General features: G+C 55.9%; 14 protein-coding genes. 10 read left to right on the top strand and 4 right to left on the bottom strand.

Annotation, left to right across the window (positions count from 1 at the left end; translation table 11 throughout):
* From LY85_RS02920 to LY85_RS02905, 4 genes are all read right to left on the bottom strand, one after another.
* Positions 1-1071 (bottom strand): V-type ATPase subunit, encoded by a 1071-nt coding sequence (locus LY85_RS02920; RefSeq protein ID WP_141825388.1) that lies wholly within the window; start codon positions 1069-1071, stop codon positions 1-3.
* 6 nt (positions 1072-1077) lie between these two features.
* A complete protein-coding gene (locus LY85_RS02915; RefSeq protein WP_141825387.1) occupies positions 1078-1389 on the bottom strand; it encodes a hypothetical protein in 312 nt (103 codons plus the stop codon).
* A gap of 207 nt (positions 1390-1596) precedes the next feature.
* Entirely contained in the window at positions 1597-2955 is a 1359-nt protein-coding gene (locus tag LY85_RS02910) for a PFL family protein (RefSeq protein WP_038324644.1), read from the bottom strand.
* A gap of 39 nt (positions 2956-2994) precedes the next feature.
* Positions 2995-3264 (bottom strand): ACT domain-containing protein, encoded by a 270-nt coding sequence (locus LY85_RS02905; RefSeq protein ID WP_038324643.1) that lies wholly within the window; start codon positions 3262-3264, stop codon positions 2995-2997.
* 339 nt (positions 3265-3603) lie between these two features.
* Between LY85_RS02905 and LY85_RS02900 the strand changes: the two genes are divergently transcribed.
* The 10 genes from LY85_RS02900 (at position 3604) to addA (ending at position 16692) form a co-directional block, all read left to right on the top strand.
* Entirely contained in the window at positions 3604-4416 is an 813-nt protein-coding gene (locus LY85_RS02900) for a histidinol-phosphatase HisJ family protein (RefSeq protein ID WP_141825386.1), read from the top strand.
* A 29-nt stretch (positions 4417-4445) separates the two neighbouring features.
* Complete coding sequence (locus LY85_RS02895) at positions 4446-4931, top strand: Lrp/AsnC family transcriptional regulator (RefSeq protein ID WP_038324641.1); 486 nt, start codon at positions 4446-4448, stop codon at positions 4929-4931.
* On the top strand, positions 4924-6093 hold the full coding sequence (locus tag LY85_RS02890; protein WP_279230984.1) for an aminotransferase class I/II-fold pyridoxal phosphate-dependent enzyme: 1170 nt from the start codon (positions 4924-4926) through the stop codon (positions 6091-6093). The genes LY85_RS02895 and LY85_RS02890 overlap by 8 nt, the downstream gene beginning before the upstream one ends.
* Positions 6094-6116: 23 nt before the next feature.
* Entirely contained in the window at positions 6117-6983 is an 867-nt protein-coding gene (ispE, locus tag LY85_RS02885) for a 4-(cytidine 5'-diphospho)-2-C-methyl-D-erythritol kinase (RefSeq protein ID WP_141825384.1), read from the top strand.
* 56 nt (positions 6984-7039) lie between these two features.
* Positions 7040-7924, top strand: coding sequence for a fumarylacetoacetate hydrolase family protein (locus LY85_RS02880; RefSeq protein ID WP_141825383.1), 885 nt, complete (start codon positions 7040-7042; stop codon positions 7922-7924).
* Positions 7925-8051: 127 nt separating this feature from the next.
* Positions 8052-8561, top strand: a complete 510-nt coding sequence (locus tag LY85_RS02875) for a GAF domain-containing protein (RefSeq protein ID WP_141825382.1) — start codon at positions 8052-8054, stop codon at positions 8559-8561.
* Positions 8562-8586: 25 nt separating this feature from the next.
* Positions 8587-8928 carry an ArsC/Spx/MgsR family protein gene (locus LY85_RS02870; protein ID WP_141825381.1) on the top strand — a complete coding sequence of 114 codons (342 nt, stop codon included), beginning with the start codon at positions 8587-8589 and terminating at the stop codon, positions 8926-8928.
* 103 nt (positions 8929-9031) lie between these two features.
* A complete protein-coding gene (gene spoIIR / locus LY85_RS02865; RefSeq protein ID WP_243122465.1) occupies positions 9032-9634 on the top strand; it encodes a stage II sporulation protein R in 603 nt (200 codons plus the stop codon).
* Between the two features lie 177 nt (positions 9635-9811).
* On the top strand, positions 9812-13162 hold the full coding sequence (locus LY85_RS02860) for a PD-(D/E)XK nuclease family protein (RefSeq protein WP_141825379.1): 3351 nt from the start codon (positions 9812-9814) through the stop codon (positions 13160-13162).
* Positions 13159-16692, top strand: coding sequence for a helicase-exonuclease AddAB subunit AddA (gene addA, locus LY85_RS02855; protein ID WP_141825378.1), 3534 nt, complete (start codon positions 13159-13161; stop codon positions 16690-16692). The genes LY85_RS02860 and addA overlap by 4 nt, the downstream gene beginning before the upstream one ends.
* Positions 16693-16760 lie beyond the last annotated feature (68 nt).

Below are 16760 nucleotides of genomic sequence, written 5' to 3'. Positions count from 1 at the left end.
TCAATCACTCCTTTCAATAAATTGATAGACTACAAGCAATTTTGCAATCTCATCAGGAGGTAATTTGTATCTGATACCCTCAACGATGGTAATAATGTCCGTCACTTCCGCCTGCATGGCAAAGGTATACGCGATCATCACGACCGACGGATGGGTGGAAAAATGAATATCGTGCCGGGACGTCTTATATTTGATAAGATTTACAAGATTCAAAGATTTATCAACATCTTCAAAATCTATCTTGAGGACGCGTTTGCCGATTTTGGTTTTGCCCATCGTTTTTTTGACCTCGGCTTCATCGGCGGCTTCAATCATTTCGTTCAGCCAGCGTTTGTTCATATTGCCGAACGGCAGGAGGGAGCTGCGGATAAAATCCGGGCCTACCTGGTAAAAACGCTTTAAACGGATAATGCGGGCATAGTTGTCCAAACCGATGTAGGTGTTGAAAATCCACCGAAGCTGTTTGGCGGTTTGTCCCCGGGTGTACTTGTCGATTACTTCAAACACGTTCTGGTAAAGATAGGTGTAAAGGGCGTTTTCAATTCCGGCGTAATTGATCGGAATTCCTTCGACGGGCTTGAAGCCCTCCAGAATCTTTCGGTACGGCGTGTGGCTGAGCGCATCGAGCAGGTCGTCGTAGCTTTTGATCTGGCTGAGCGACGTCAGGTTAATGTGCGTGTGCCGGGTCAGATACATCGGTAAAGAAAACAGGTAATCCTCCGGCGTGCCGGCTTCCAGTAAAAGAATGCTGTGCAGAATCTGCTCGATTTCGCTGCGCATGATCGGATACCGGGAAAAGTGGTCGCCGACGGATATTTCGTATCTGCACAAGGAAGCATAATCCTCAAAAAGCTTTTGCTTCAGCTTGGCCTCGAGCTGGCCGCGGTGGACGCTGTTCTGGTCAATCCCCGCGAGCGCCCTGCCATATACCGTCCGTGTTTTCAGGTAATTGGCGACTTCCCCCACGTTCTGACAGGCCATCAATTCTCTGTAATTCTGTTTTGTAAGGCGTCTTCCGTACATGGCGCGCGCCTTTGACAGAACCACATTGGAAGAAAAGGTGGAAAGCATTTTTTATCACTCTCCTAATGCGCGCTCGACGATTTCATTTACCCAGGCATCGCCGTTTTTGGCGTAAAGGTCGTCAAGCTTTGAAGAAAGCGCGGCGATTTTCTTTTTTTTCTCATTCCATTCGGCCTCGGCAGCCGCGCGTTCACTTGGTTCGTTCAGCGCAATCCGTTTTCTGGCCCTTTCCAGATAATCGTTTCGGATCTGTTCCCGTTTTCCCGCGACTTCTTTTTCGGAACTGACTTTTTCCCGCTGGGCCGCGTCCGTGATCTCCCTGGCCTGACGGTCCATTTCGACAATCTGTTTAATCAAATCCTGCATTTGACCGCGCCTCCTCGTGGCGAAATAAACAATTTATTTCAAAATATTTGTCGACTTAACACATACTGGTGTTTACCCATTATAGTCCTGTTAAAATGTTTTTACAATATGCAATAATGCGCAAGGAAAAACAATGTTTTTTATAAAATTATACATTGTGTTGAAATGCACAAAAAATATGGTTTTTGCGAACGGCCGGTTTTGCCGTCAGTTTTTGAGACTCTGCATCGGTGCGGGAATCCTTCCGCCGCGCTCTATAAATTTCAAAGGGGAGTACCGGTTGACTTCCATCACGGGGCCGCCGCCCAGAAGGCCGCCGAAATTCAGCTCTTCTCCGGCCTTTTTCCCGATAGCCGGAATGATGCGCACGGCGGTGGTCTTAGAGTTGACCATGCCGATCGCGGCTTCGTCCGCAATAATGGCGGAGAGAATTTCCGCGGGCGTGTCGCCCGGGACCGCGATCATGTCCAGACCTACGGAGCACACGGCGGTCATCGCTTCCAGCTTGACGATGCTCAGCGCGCCGCACCGCGCGGCGTGGATCATGCCCGCGTCTTCCGTCACCGGGATAAACGCGCCGGATAGCCCGCCGACATGGGAGGACGCCATCACGCCGCCTTTTTTGACGGCGTCGTTCAGAAGGGCGAGAGCGGCGGTCGTGCCGTGTGCGCCGCAGCACTCAAGGCCCATTTCCTCCAGAATATACGCCACGGAATCGCCCACGGCCGGAGTCGGCGCAAGGGAAAGGTCGACGATGCCGAACGGAACGTACAGCCTGCGGGAAGCTTCCTGCGCCACCAGCTGGCCCATGCGTGTGATTTTAAACGCCGTTTTCTTAATGATATCCGCTACCGCCGTAATGTCGCAGTCGCCGGCCTTTGCCAGCGCCGCGCGGACGACGCCGGGGCCGGAAACGCCCACGTTGATCACGCAGTCCGGTTCGCCCGCCCCGTGGAAAGCGCCCGCCATAAACGGGTTGTCCTCCGGCGCGTTGCAGAAAACGACCAGCTTGGCCGCGCCGATGCAGTCCCGGTCGGCGGTGGCCTCCGCCAGCTCGCGGATGATTTTGCCCATTTTGGCTACGGCGTCCATGTTGATGCCCGCCTTGGTCGTTCCGATATTGACGGAGGAGCAGACGAATTCCGTCTCGCTCAGCGCTTCCGGAATGCTCTTGATCAGGGCGTAGTCGCCGGGCGCGAATCCCTTGTGAACCAGCGCGGAATAACCGCCGATGAAGTTGACGCCGGTCGATTTGGCGGCGCGGTCAAGGGCTTTGGCAAAATGCACCGGGTTGTTGCCGGGGCACGCGGCCGCGACCATCGCGATGGGGGTAACGGCGATTCTCTTGTGAATGATCGGGATGCCGTATTCTTTGCTGATATCTTCGCCGGTTTTTACCAGATTACCCGCGTAACGGCAAATTTTATCGTAGATTTTATCGCAGGATTTATCAATGTCCGAATCGACGCAGTCCAAAAGGGAAATCCCCATTGTAATGGTGCGCACGTCCAGATTTTCATTGTCAATCATGTTGATGGTTTCCAGTATGTCGTGGGAGTTGACCATTGCTTGTCCTCAGACCCTTCTTTTATATAATGTAGGCTTTTATATCCGGTGCATGGAGTTGAAGATATCCTCGTGCATGACGTGGATGGTCAGGTTCATATCGCTGCCGATTGCCGTGAGCTTGTCCGAAAGCTCGTTGAAAGGGATGGTGGACTTTGAAATATCGACCATCATGATCATGGCGAACAGGTCCTGTAAAATGGATTGTGTCACTTCTACTACGTTGACGCCGTTGTCGGCACAGATCGTAGAAACCCGGGCAAGGATGCCTACCATATCTTTGCCTATGACCGTAATTACCGCACGCATAGTTACTACCTCCAGATGAATATTGTTTACAGCATTTCCAGTCGATTCTGGAACAAGTTTGCGTTTCTCCCCCGCCTCTGGCGGGGGAGAAACGTGTTTTGTCTCGCAAACTGAAATGGAATTGCTACAGGAAAAACTTACACTTCATTATGAACGACATTTGAATTCTTGTCAATAGAAGCCGTGGGGCGCACGGAGTAGTCAATCTGTTCAAATATAAGCCCTTTTATTGGGTGCAAAAATATTGATGATTGACCTATAAATATACAGCGTTTTATGATACTATGTTATATTAATAAGGCAAATTGAGGCAATTCGTTTTTTACCGGGAGGAAATTTATGAAATATCATTATATATCGGACAGCCATGTCCATTCCGACTGTTCCCGCGACGCCAACGACCCGACCATGATGATGTGCGAAAGCGCGGTGCGGCTCGGGCTTTATTCCATCACCATGACGGACCATTGCGAATGCAACGTCTATCGGGAGGAAGAGTACGACAGAAGCATCCGGCAGTCCTACTTTGAAGCGCGAAAGGCGGGTGCCGTTTTTCACAGCCGCCTGCATGTCTATGCCGGAGTGGAGCTTGGACAGCCTGTACAGGACACTGCCGCCGCGGACGATGTTCTCGGCTCCTGCGATTTCGATTTTGTGCTTGCTTCCGTGCACAGCATTAAAAACAGTGTGGATTTTTACGATTTGGATTACAGTTACGCGGATGTCGACGATGCCTTGGAAAGATACTTCGACGAGATTCTGGAAGTAATCGAATGGGGAAAATTCGATTCGCTTGCCCACTTGACCTATCCCTGGCGGTATATTGTCGGCGAACACAACATCAAAATCGACAATCAAAAATTTGAAGGAAGAATAGACGAGGTGCTGAGAGCGCTGATCCTGAAGCACAGGGCGCTGGAGATCAACACTTCGGGCCTGCGCCAGAAAATCGGCACGACCCTGCCGGATCTGCCGGTGCTGGCCCGTTACCGCGAGCTGGGCGGTAAGCTGATCACCGTCGGCTCGGACGCACACCGCTGGGCCGACGTGGGGGGCGGGGTGGAAAAGGGGCTCAGCCTTTTGCTTGCCGCGGGCTTCCATCATTTTACCGTCTATCAACATCATATACCTAAATTTTTACCGATATCTTAAATTCATGAAAAATTTTGGGAGGAATTATTATGGACCGTTTACTGAATCTTTTGGATGAAAATGCACGCCTGAGCACCGAACAGCTGGCCGTTATGCTGAACAAGACCCCGGACGAGGTCGCCGACGCGATCGCCGATTACGAAAAGCAAGGGGTTATCAGGGGTTATAAAGCGCTTATCAACTGGGAAAAAATCGATGAGAATAAAGCAAGCGCGCTGATCGAGCTGCGCGTATCGCCGAAACGTGACCGCGGCTTTGATGAAATTGCCAACCGCATTATGCAGTTTGACGAGGTGGAAAGCGTTTACCTGATGTCCGGCGGCTATGACCTGGCGGTCAAGGTGCACGGCAAAAGCATGCAGGAAATCGCCATGTTCGTTATGCGCCGCCTGTCCACGCTCGACTCCGTCCTTTCCACAGCCACCCACTTTATCCTGACCCGCTACAAAGACGGCGGCGTCATCCTCAACTCCGAGGATGAGAAGGACGAGAGAAGGAGTGTTCTGTGTGATTGATTACCAGTCCGTGCTCAATAAGGAAATCAGACAGCTAAAGCCGTCCGGAATCCGCCGCTTTTTCGATATTGCAAACGAAATGGAGAACGTGATCTCCCTGTCCATCGGCGAACCCGACTTTTCCACGCCCTGGCATGTCCGCCAGGAGGGAATCAAATCGCTGGAGGACGGCAAGACTTGGTATTCGCCGAACCGCGGGTTTATAGAGCTGAGGGAAGAAATCTGCCGGTGGCTGAAGCGCCGCTACCATATTGAATATGAGGCAAAGACGGATGTCGTCGTGACGGTGGGCGGCAGCGAGGCGATCGATCTGTGTATCCGCTGCCTGATTAACCCCGGCGAGGAAGTGCTGATCCCCGAACCGAGCTTTGTGTGCTACCGTCCGCTGACGGAAATGGCGGGCGGCGTGCCGGTCACGATCGAAACGAAGCAGGAGGATCAATTCCGTCTGACCGCGAAAGCGCTGCGGGAGAAGATCACGCCGAAAACGAAGCTGCTGATTCTTCCGTTCCCCAACAACCCGACCGGCGCGGTCATGCGCCGCAAGAATCTGGAGGAGATCGCCGAGGTCGTCCGGGAAAATGACCTGCTGGTGCTTTCGGACGAAATCTACAGCGAGCTCACCTACGGCGATACCCGCCACGTCTCTTTCGCCGCGATCGAGGGAATGAAGGAACGCACCGTTGTCGTGAACGGTTTTTCCAAAGCGTTCGCCATGACCGGCTGGCGCCTCGGCTATGCCGTAGGGCCGAAGGAAATCGTCGGGCAGATGACGAAGCTTCATCAGTACGGCATCATGAGCGCCCCCACCATGGCGCAGTACGCCGCGATCGAAGCCCTGAAAAACGGCGACGGCGACATTGACGAAATGCGGGAACAGTACGATATGCGCCGCCGGCTGATTGTGGACGGTTTCAATTCCATGGGGCTGACCTGCTTTGAACCGGAAGGGGCTTTCTATGTGTTCCCCTGCATTAAGAAAACGGGAATGACCTCTCAGGCTTTCTGCGAAAAGCTGATTTACGCGGAGCATGTCGCGGTCGTTCCGGGCGACGCTTTCGGCAGCTGCGGGGAAGGGTATGTCCGTGTGTCCTATTCGTACTCCATTAAGCATATTACGGAAGCAATGTCGCGGATCGGCCATTTCCTGAAGAGCTTATAAGGTCGGAAGAGGAGAACACAAGGATGCCTTTCACAGTCAAAGCAAACGCGAAAATCAACCTTACGCTGGATATTACCGGGAAACGGGAGGACGGCTATCATTTTCTGCGCATGGTGATGCAGTCCGTCACCCTTTGCGATACCCTTACGCTCCGTACGGAAGGAAAGGGCATCCGCCTTTTCTGTGACCGGAGCGAAATTCCCTGTAATGAACTTAATACCGTTTATAAAGCCGCGTCGGCCTTTTTCGCTCATACCGGCATTCACCCGAATCTGACGGTACATATCGATAAGGCGATCCCGTCCCAGGCCGGACTGGGCGGCGGCAGCGCCGACGCCGCCGCCGTACTGCTTGCGCTGAACCAAATATACGGCGCCGGTTTACCGGAGCAAGCGCTCTGTGAAATCGGGCTGAAAATCGGCGCGGACGTGCCGTTCTGCGTTGTCGGCGGGACCGCGCTTGCCGAAGGGATCGGGGAAAAGCTGACGGCTTTGCCCGCCCTGCCCCCGTGCCGTATTGTGATCTGTAAGCCGCCGGTGGGGGTCGACACCAAAAGGGCCTATGCACTGGCGGACGCCGCCTCGAAAAAAGAAAGCGGTTTTTCCGCCGCCATGCTCGACGCGGTCCGAAAGAGAGACCTCGGCGAGATCGCACGGAATCTTGGCAACGAGTTTGAACAGGTGATGCACCTTGCCGAAGCGGCGCATATCAAAAACGCGATGCTTCGGCACGGCGCGCTCGGCGCGTGCATGACCGGAAGCGGCTCGGCCGTCTTCGGTATTTTTGAAGAGGATGAAAGGGCCGTGTCCTGCCAATCGGCGCTGAAGGGCGTTTATCCCGAAGCCTTTGTCTGTGAGCCGGCTTCGTCCGGCTGTCTGCTTCAGGGGTAAATGTCCCGGCCATTCGATTTTTTGCCTTACAAAATCATCTACAAAAAGGGGTACTTATGAAATTACTGACTTATTTATACGGCGGCAAAGGAAACGCGGGTGTGCTGTCAAAGGACGGGACAGGCGTTTTTCCGTTCGCCGGCTTCGGTTTGCCGTATGAAGATATGAATTCGTTTATCCGGGACGCGGGGATGGACAGGCTGAGTGAAATCCAACGCGCGCTGGATTCGAAAGAGGACGGAGCCGTCCCTTTTCAGGATATTCAGGTGCTGGCTCCCATTCCGGTTCCGGCACAGGATATTATCTGTCTGGGCGTCAATTTCCTCGCCCACGCGGAGGAATCCGCCCGCTATAAAAAGGAGACGTTCGAGCGGGATCAGGCCGCCGCCGTCTATTTTTCCAAAAGGGTGGACAGGGCCGTCCCGAACGGCGGCTTGATCGACGGCCATTTCGACATTGTGGATTCTCTGGACTATGAGGCCGAGCTTGCCGTTGTCATCGGCAGGGACGCCAGGAATGTTCCGGAAAAAGACGTTTTTTCCTATGTCCTCGGCTACACGGTCATGAATGATGTCAGCGCCAGAAATATTCAGACCCGTCACAAACAGTGGTATTTTGGAAAGAGTCTGGACGGCTTTACGCCGATGGGACCCTGGATCGTCACGGAAGGGGAGTTTACCCGGCCCCCGGTTCTGTCCATCCAGTCGCGGGTGAACGGGGAAATCAGGCAGGACAGCACCACCGGGCTGTTTATTACCTCGATTGAGTCCGCCGTCAGCGAGCTGTCCCGCGGGATGACGCTGAAAGCGGGGACCATTCTCTCCATGGGGACCCCCGCCGGGGTCGGCATGGGCTTTTGCCCGCCGAGATTTTTAAAATCGGGCGATGTGGTCGAATGTGAAGTCGAGAAAATCGGTACGCTGAGAAATACCGTTCAATAAACAGAAAGCCGTGTTCCCGATCAATGGAATGCGGCTTTCTATCGTATTTTCAGTCTGAACGGCGAAGCCGTTTTGTTCCGGCATTGCAAATTTGAAAGGAATCACTGTAAAAAACGGGAGGCTTACTATGGAGCAGACAGCGTCTCTTTATCCAAAAGATCAAAAAGAAATGTACGCGCTTTTAAAGGCGCAGATGAAGGCGGTTCTGGAGGGGGAGCGTCACGTCATCCCCAATCTGGCGAACGTTTCCGCCCTGCTGGGCGGCGCGCTGCAGAATATCAACTGGGTGGGCTTTTACCTGAAGCATCGGGAGGAGCTGCTGCTCGGTCCGTTTCAGGGAAAGCTTGCCTGTGTGCATATCGCGTTTGGGAAGGGTGTCTGCGGCACCGCGTACAGCCGCGGGGAAACCGTGCTGGTGAAGGATGTCCATCAGTTCTCGGGGCACATTGCCTGTGACTGCGATTCCAATTCTGAAATCGTTGTTCCTCTGTTCCGTCAGCGGCAGGTCGTCGGCGTGCTGGACATCGACAGTCCGCTGCTTGCCCGCTTCGACGAAACGGACGCCCGCGAACTCGAAGCTCTCGCCCGAATCATCGAAAATTCGTGCGACTGGTCCGAACTGCCCGGTTTGCAGTGAACACAGGGGCGGAAAGGAGGAAAAATTGAATATTCAGATATTCGGAAAACCGAAATGCTTTGATACCAAAAAGGCGGAACGCTATTTTAAGGAACGCAAAATAAAATACCAGAGCATCGACGTCGCGAAATACGGCATGAGCAGGGGAGAGTTCAGCAGCGTCAAGTCGGCTGTCGGCGGCCTTGAAAAGCTGATTGACGGGGATTCAAAGGAGGACGATGCTGTGCTCCTCCGCTATCTCGCGGGGGAACAGGCCAAAGAGGAAAAGCTTCTCGCAAATCCGCGGCTGCTGAAAACGCCCATCGTCCGCAACGGAAAACAGGCGACCGTCGGGTATCAGCCCGAGGTATGGAAAACGTGGGAGTGATTTTGTCCCATCATGTATACAATTTGAGGCCACAACGAATAAAAACGGTTTTTTGTGTCAATAATTCCCTTGCAACATAAATACAGAAAGGGACTTACTTAACATGAAACTGTTTGAAAAATCGCTTTTACTGGCACTGATATTAACCGTGCTGTTTTCCTTCACCGGCTTTGCCGCCGGCTGTGAAGATATACCGAACCACGTGCTTCGCCTGCACGTCCTCGCAAATTCCGACTCCGAATCGGATCAGGCGCTGAAACTGAAGGTGCGCGACCGGATTCTTACCGAGAGCCGCGGCCTGATGGACAACGTCAAAAATAAAGCCGAGGCACAGGAAGCCGTTCGCTCCGCCATTCCGCAGCTGAAAGCGGCGGCGGCGGACGAAGTCAGAAAGCAGGGCTTTGATTATCCCGTCAATGTCGAAATGGTCCACATGTATTTTACTACCAGAGAGTACCAGACAGTGACTCTCCCGGCGGGGGACTATGATTCCCTGCGCGTGACCATCGGGAAGGCCGCGGGCCGCAACTGGTGGTGTGTCATTTTCCCGCCGATGTGCCTGCCCGCCGCCGAGGAACCCAAGGAGCTGGGCGACGTGCTCAACGCGAACCAGCTTGGGATCGTAGAGGGCAAAGGCGAATTTGAAATAAAATTCAAATCGGTGGAGCTTTATGAACAGCTGAAAAACTACCTCGAAAAGAAATAGAATATTTTCCTGCAGCATTTCCGGTTGCTTGTGCAAATGTGTTTGGATTCCTCCCCCGCCACAGTTGGGGGAGGAATCCGTCTTGTTTCGCAAATGAAAATGGAATTGCTGTAAGCGCAGCATCCATGCTATAATGTTCAGTATGAAATCAGGATACTGAATGTTTGGGGGCATACGATGCTGCGTTTTATTTTGGGCCGCGCGGGCAGCGGGAAAACGGAACTGCTGCGGACAGAACTGAAAAATATGGCTCAGGCCGCACAGAAAAAAATCATGCTGATCGTACCGGAGCAGTCGTCGTTTGAAAACGAGCGCGCGATGCTCCGGCTGCTCGGCGCGAAGGATGTGCAGCGCGTTTCGGTCACGAGCTTTTCCCGCCTGGCGGATCTGGTGTTCCGCCGGTACGGCGGCGGCGCGGGGCGCCGGCTGGACGACGGGGGCCGCAGCATCTTTATGAGCCTTGCGCTGGAGCAGGTGAAGGACCAGCTCAGCTTTTACCGCAAGAACGCGGAAAGCACCGAGCTTGTCGGCCTGATGATCTCCGCTTCCACGGAATTTAAAATGTGCGACGTGACCCCGCTCGATATCGAACACGCGGCGGGGGAAATGCCCGGGGGGACCCTGCGGCAGAAAATGACGGAGCTGTCCCTGATCCTTTCCGCCTATGACGCACTGGTCGCGCAAAGCTTTGTCGATCCGCTGGACGACCTGACAAGACTGAAAAATACCCTGCAGGAGCATCGTTTCTTTTCGGAATATACCGTGGCGCTCGATTCGTTCCAGAGCTTTACGGTGCAGGAATACAATATCATCAATCTGATCCTTTCTCAGGCGGACGACCTGTACGTTACGCTCTGTACCGATCAGCTGGACGACCCGGAGCACGGCATGGGCCTGTTTTCCCTTGTCCGCCGCACCGGGAAAAACCTGATGCGGCTTGCGCGCCGGAACGACGTGAAAATCGCGCCGCCGGTCGTTTTGCCGGGCGGGGCGCGTTTTCAAAGCGGGCCGCTGGCCGCGGTGGAGGCTGGGGCCTTCCGCTGCGGGCGCACGGCGCAGGGCTGCGAAAATAACGGGGATGTCGTGCTGTATGAAGCAAACAACGCGTACGGCGAGTCCGCCTTTGTCGCCGCCGCCATCCGCCGTCTGGTGATGGAAAAGGGCTTTCGCTACCGCGATTTTGCAATTATCACCCGTTCGACCGACCGTTACCGCGGGGTCCTCGATCTGGCTCTTGAGCGGTGGGAAATCCCGTATTTTATGGACAAGCCGCAGGCGATCGACGCCGAACCGCTGATGCGCCTAGTGCTTTCCGCGTTCAAAACCGTACAGTCCGGCTTTTCCTCGGACTCTGTTTTTTTGTACCTGAAAACCGGCCTGACGGCGCTCGGCACCGAGGAAATCTCCCAGCTGGAAAACTATGTTTTTGTGTGGGGCAAGGAAGGGAAGCAGTGGAAGGAGGACTGGACGGAGCATCCCAAAGGGTTTGCGGAAGAAATGACGGACGGCGACCTGAAAAAGCTCTCAGAGATCAATGAAAGCCGGAAAGCGGTGATGACGCCGCTGCTTCGGTTCGCTTCCAGACTCCGCGATACCGACGGGGAGGGGATGGCCACGGCGGTGTACAAGCTGCTTCAGGACATCGGCGCCGCCGGGCATCTGAAAAACCTCGCGCGGCATCTCTCCGACTGTGGGGAGCCGGAGCTTGCCGACCGCCAGCTGCGGCTATGGGACCTTCTGATGGAGATTCTGGACCAGACGGCGCTGGTGCTGCAAAAGAATCCCGTCACCTCAGCGCGCTACGCGGAGCTTCTGCGTCTGGTCATTCTGGCAAACCGTATGGCAAGCATCCCGCAGGGACTGGACGAAGTGACCGTCGGAGCCGCCGACCGAACCAGGACCGGGGCGCCGAGGGTGGTTTTCCTGATGGGGACCGTGCAGGGCGAATTTCCCTTATCGCCCGGCGGCGACTGCGTTTTCAGCGACAGCGAGCGGCGGGAGCTCATCCGTTTGGGGCTTCCTTTGAACGACACTCTTGAGGGCACCGCGGTGCAGGAGCGTTTTCTTGCCTACGCGGCAATGAGCGCCGCCTCCGAAAGACTGTACATAACGTATCCGCTTACCGGTCCGGCGGGGGAAGCGAACACGCCTTCCTCCATCCCGGGCGAAGTATGCTTCATTTTAAAAAATACGGCGGTCATCAACGAGCTTCTTCTGCCGCAGACCTATTTCGCGAACGCGAAGGAGCCCGCCTTTGAGCTGATGGCCCAGCAGTGGAACCACAATACCGTGCTGTCCGCCACGCTGAAAGACCTGTTCGGAAAGCGCGGCTGTGAACATCGCCTGTCCGCAATCGACCGCGCCGCGCAGAACCGGCCAGCCGTTTTCGCTTCCCCTGAAAAAGCGAAGGCGCTGTTCGGAGAAAATCTGCATGTTTCCGCAACGCAGATTGAAAAATTTTATCTGTGCCGCTTCCAGTACTTCTGCCGTTTCGGCCTGAATGCAAAGGAGCGCCGGGCGGCGGAGCTGGACGCGCTGGAGTACGGCAGTCTGATGCATTTTTTACTGGAGAAGCTGTTCCGCGACACCGGCAGCGAAGCCATTCTCCGCATGAGCCCGGAGGAACTCAAACGGGAAATCCTCCGTCTCTTAAATGTGTACGTCGATACCAAAATGAGCGGCGTTCAGAATAAGTCGCCGCGTTTTGTATACCTGTTTCTGCGTCTGGCCGATTCGGCGCAGGTGATCGCGTCCCATATTGCGCAGGAGCTTGCCCAGAGCGAATTTAAGCCCGTCGACTTCGAGCTTTCCATCGGAAAAGATGGGATTCCCCCCCTGCGTATCCCGCTGCCGGACGGGGGACAGGTGGAAATCGACGGCAAAATCGACCGGGTCGATCTTTTCGACCGGGACGGGGTCGGCTATGTACGCGTGATCGACTATAAGACCGGTCATAAGGAATTCAAATTATCGGATATCCTCTACGGCGTCAACATGCAGATGCTGATCTATCTTGCGGCGCTGATGGAGAACGGCGGGGACCGCTACGGGGACGTCCGGCCTGCCGGCGTGCTGTATATGCCCGCGAACCGCCCCGCCGTTTCCGCTTCCCGCAATACGGAAGCCGAAAAGATCGGGCAGGAGGCGGCGAAAAAGCTGCGGATGGACGGGCTCGTGCTGGACGACGCCGAAATCATCGCGGCCATGGAGCACGGCGGGCAGGGAAATTATATCCCGGTCGCGCTCAAAGACGGCGTGCCGGGCAAACGCGACCACGTGGTTTCTCCGGGAGAACTGACCGGTGTGATGAAACATATTAAGGAGCTGGTCGGTGCAATGGCCCGGGAGCTTCACGGCGGCGACGTTTCGGCGGTGCCGCTTTCCGGTACCTACGACGCCTGCGCTTGGTGTCCCTATTCGTCCGTCTGCGGCCATGAAAGGGACGACCCCACACGCGAAATGCAGCAGTGGGACAGGGACGAAGTCATCAAAGAGCTTACGCAGGCAAAAGGAGGGAACGAGCAATGAGCGCACGCACATGGACGCAAAGCCAGCAGGACGCGATTGAGGCGCGGGGTGGCACGCTGCTGGTATCCGCCGCGGCGGGCTCCGGGAAAACGGCGGTTCTGGTGCAGCGCGTGATTGAGCGCATGACCGACCCGCAAAATCCCACCGACGCCGACCGGCTGCTCGTCGTTACCTTCACCAAGGCCGCGGCGGCGGAAATGAGCGGCCGTATCGCGGCGGAAATCGCAAAACTGCTGGAAGCCGACCCTATGAACGTGCGGCTTCAGCGCCAGCAGATTCTGCTGACCCGTGCGCACATCAGCACCATCCACAGCTTTTGCAGCGAACTGATCCGGGAAAATTTTTATAAGCTGGGGATTTCCCCGGATTTCCGCATCCTGGACGACAGTGAGATGAAGCTGCTGCGAGGCGACGCGGTTTCCGCCGTTCTGGAAGCGTTTTATGCACAGAACGACCCGGATTTTTACGCTCTTGTCGATGCGTTTTCCTCCGGCCGGGACGACGCGCGCATGATCCAGACCGTCAATACCCTTTACGATTTTGTCCGGTCTCATCCATTTCCGAGCCGCTGGCTGCGGGAAAAGGCCGTCATGTATGAGGGGGAGGTTCCCGCTTCCCGGACCGTGTGGGGACGGACTGTTTTAAAGTACGCCGCGGACGCGGTGGACTACTGTATTTCCCTGACGCGCAATTCCCTCGTGCTGATGCGGGAGGACGAAAAAATTGCCGGCGCGTATGGCGACGGCTTTGACTCCGATCTGGCGGGGCTTCTGGCGCTGAAAGACGCGGCGGACGCGGGCGGCTGGGACGCCGTTTCTTTCCAGTGCGCTAATTTTGGTTTTCAAAGGCTGAAGCCTTTGCGGGGCTACGGCGACGACCCGCTGAAAAACAAGCTTTCGGCAAGCCGAAAGGAAGTGCAGGAAACCGTCAAAAAGCTGGCGGAGCTGTTCGGCGCCGACGAACGGGAATGCGGGGAAGAGATCGCCCGCATCGCCCCGCTGGTAAAGAAGCTGTTCGAGGTCACGGAAAAGTTCGGCGAAGAGCTGGACCGGCTGAAACGGGAACGCCGCGCGGCGGATTTCAGCGACCTGGAGCATTACGCCTTAAAGCTGCTTGTCCGGGAAACGGACGGCGGCTTTGCGCCGACGGAGGAGGCTTTGGAGATATCCGCTCGGTTCGACGAGGTGATGGTCGACGAATATCAGGACACCAACGAAGCGCAGGATATGATTTTCCGCGCGGTTTCGCAGAAGGAAAGCAACCTGTTTATGGTCGGCGACGTCAAACAGAGCATTTACCGTTTCCGTCAGGCGATGCCGCAGATTTTTCTGCGCCGCCGCGCGCAGTACCCCGATTACGACAGAATTAAGGACGCATATCCTGCCTGTGTGGTGCTGGACAAAAACTTCCGCAGCCGCCACGGGGTGACCGAAACGGTGAATTTCGTGTTCCGCCAGCTGATGAGCGAACAGACGGGCGAGCTGGATTATACGAAAGCGGAGGAGCTTGCCGCCGGGGCGGATTACCCGCCCTGCGGCGAACCCGCGGCACAGCTCGACATCATCGACCTTTCGGCGTCCGAGGACGACGAGGAAATGATCGCGGCGGAAAGCCGCCATATCGCGGAGCTGATCTATCGGATGACCGGGGACGGCACCGCCGTGACGGACCATGGCCGACAGCGGCCCGTCGTCTACCGGGATATCTGCATTTTGCTGCGCAGCGCAAACCGGTACGCGCACGAATACGCGCGGGAGCTGTCCGCGCTCGGGATTCCGGCATGGGCCGACACGGCGGGCGGCTTCTTCGCGGCGGCGGAAGTGGGGGTGGCGGTTTCGCTTCTGCGCGTGATCGACAATCCGATGCAGGATATTCCGCTGCTTTCGGTACTGATGAGTCCCATTTACGGCTTTACGGCGGACGATATGGCCGATATCCGCATCCCGTCGCGCAGCGCTCCGCTGTATCCTGCGCTCGTTTCCGCCGCTCAGGACGGCAATCCGCGCGCGGCGGATTTTCTGCGCGATATGGACGCCTACCGCACGCTGGCGGCTACCATGCCGTCGGACCGGCTGATTCAGGCGGTCTACGACAAAACGGGCTATCTGAATCTGGTTCAGGCAATGCCCAACGGGGAGCTGCGGCTTGCGAACCTCCGCCTGCTGCTTGAATACGCGAAAAAATATGAAGCCTCCGGCTATAACGGGCTTTCCGGTTTTATCCGGTTTATCGACAGGCTTCAAAAAAGCAGCGCCGACCTCGCGCCCGCCTCCACTATCAGCGAGGCGGCCAATGTTGTGAAAATCATGAGTATCCACCGCAGCAAGGGGCTGGAGTTCCCGGTCTGCATTCTTGCCGGGTGCTCCCGGCGCTTCAATAAGGAGCGGGGGGACGTGCTTTTGCACCCGTCGCTCGGCCTTGGGGTAAAGCTCAGGGATGACGCCGGTCTCTGCCGCTACACGACCATGCCGCGCGAAGCGGTCGCGCTGGAGCTGGACCGAAATGAAATGAGCGAGGAGCTGCGCGTGCTGTACGTAGCCATGACGAGGGCGAAGGAAAAGCTCATCATGGTGACGACGGTCAAGGACGCGGGGAAGACGCTCGGAAAGCTCGCCGCCCGGCTGACGGAGGAAAACAGGATTCAGCCCTATGTGGTGCGCAGCGTTTCCAGCATTTCCGACTGGCTGCTGCTCTGTGCCCTGCGCCACCCGGACGGTACGCGCCTGCGCGACCTTGCCTGCGCCTTGCCGGGGATCACCGTCGGCTCGGAAGAGCCGTGGGCCGTGAATCTGATCTATCCGCCGAAAGAAGATGCTGCCGTACGGCAGCCGGAGGAGGTTTTGCCGGCGCAGCCGGACCGGGTGCTGGAGGAAGAAATCTCCGCGGCAATGGACTATGTCTATCCGTACGCCGCCTTAAAAGGGATACAGGCCAAGGTGGCGGCCTCCGACCTTGCCGCGCGTGAATTTTCCGCGCAGTACGCCGCCGTGTCCCGCCCCGCGTTTTTAGGCAAAACGGGGCTGACTCCCGCCGAGCGCGGGACGGCGCTGCATACCTATATGCAGTTCGCGGATTACGAAAAAGCACGCGAAGCCCCCAAAAGCGAGCTGGAGCGCCTTGTCGCCCAGGGCTTTCTGACGGCCGAGCAGGGGAACGCGGTCGATCTAGCCCACGTGCGGACTTTCTTTCAAAGCGCGCTTGCTAAAAGGATTTTCGCCTCGGAAAACGTCCTTAGGGAATATCGCTTTACCGTGGAAATTACCGCGGGCGACGTTCGTCCGGGGCTGCCGGACGAACTGAAGGGCCAGCCTGTGGTGCTGCAGGGCGTGGTCGACTGTGCGTTTGAGGAAAACGGCAAGCTGGTGATCGTGGACTATAAAACCGATCGGACGAATCATCCCACGGAGCTGTGGGAACGCTATCGTGCGCAGCTTGCGCTTTACCGTCTGGCAATGGAACAGTGTACGGGGAAAAAGGTTGCCGGGTGCCTGCTTTATTCCTTCAGCCTGAATTGTGAAATCTCCAATTAACGCTTGACAAATGAAAAAATCACTGGTAAAATAATTCAGTAAAACAAAGCGGGGCATCTTGTGCCCAC

Source organism: Clostridium sp. KNHs216, from assembly GCF_006714885.1.
In the GTDB taxonomy this organism is placed as follows: domain Bacteria; phylum Bacillota; class Clostridia; order Oscillospirales; family Acutalibacteraceae; genus Caproiciproducens.
The sequence above is the reverse complement of the archived record's forward strand: the minus strand, read 5'-3'. Positions and strand labels throughout refer to the sequence as shown.

What these genes read in the sequence shown, in the direction of transcription:
- LY85_RS02920 (WP_141825388.1), bottom strand. Translation starts at nt 1,071, where the DNA reads ATGCTTTCCACCTTTTCTTCCAATGTGGTTCTGTCAAAGGCGCGCGCC.
- LY85_RS02915 (WP_141825387.1), bottom strand. Translation starts at nt 1,389, where the DNA reads ATGCAGGATTTGATTAAACAGATTGTCGAAATGGACCGTCAGGCCAGG.
- LY85_RS02910 (WP_038324644.1), bottom strand. Translation starts at nt 2,955, where the DNA reads ATGGTCAACTCCCACGACATACTGGAAACCATCAACATGATTGACAAT.
- LY85_RS02905 (WP_038324643.1), bottom strand. Translation starts at nt 3,264, where the DNA reads ATGCGTGCGGTAATTACGGTCATAGGCAAAGATATGGTAGGCATCCTT.
- LY85_RS02900 (WP_141825386.1), top strand. Translation starts at nt 3,604, where the DNA reads ATGAAATATCATTATATATCGGACAGCCATGTCCATTCCGACTGTTCC.
- LY85_RS02895 (WP_038324641.1), top strand. Translation starts at nt 4,446, where the DNA reads ATGGACCGTTTACTGAATCTTTTGGATGAAAATGCACGCCTGAGCACC.
- ispE (WP_141825384.1), top strand. Translation starts at nt 6,117, where the DNA reads ATGCCTTTCACAGTCAAAGCAAACGCGAAAATCAACCTTACGCTGGAT.
- LY85_RS02880 (WP_141825383.1), top strand. Translation starts at nt 7,040, where the DNA reads ATGAAATTACTGACTTATTTATACGGCGGCAAAGGAAACGCGGGTGTG.
- LY85_RS02875 (WP_141825382.1), top strand. Translation starts at nt 8,052, where the DNA reads ATGGAGCAGACAGCGTCTCTTTATCCAAAAGATCAAAAAGAAATGTAC.
- spoIIR (WP_243122465.1), top strand. Translation starts at nt 9,032, where the DNA reads ATGAAACTGTTTGAAAAATCGCTTTTACTGGCACTGATATTAACCGTG.
- LY85_RS02860 (WP_141825379.1), top strand. Translation starts at nt 9,812, where the DNA reads ATGCTGCGTTTTATTTTGGGCCGCGCGGGCAGCGGGAAAACGGAACTG.
- addA (WP_141825378.1), top strand. Translation starts at nt 13,159, where the DNA reads ATGAGCGCACGCACATGGACGCAAAGCCAGCAGGACGCGATTGAGGCG.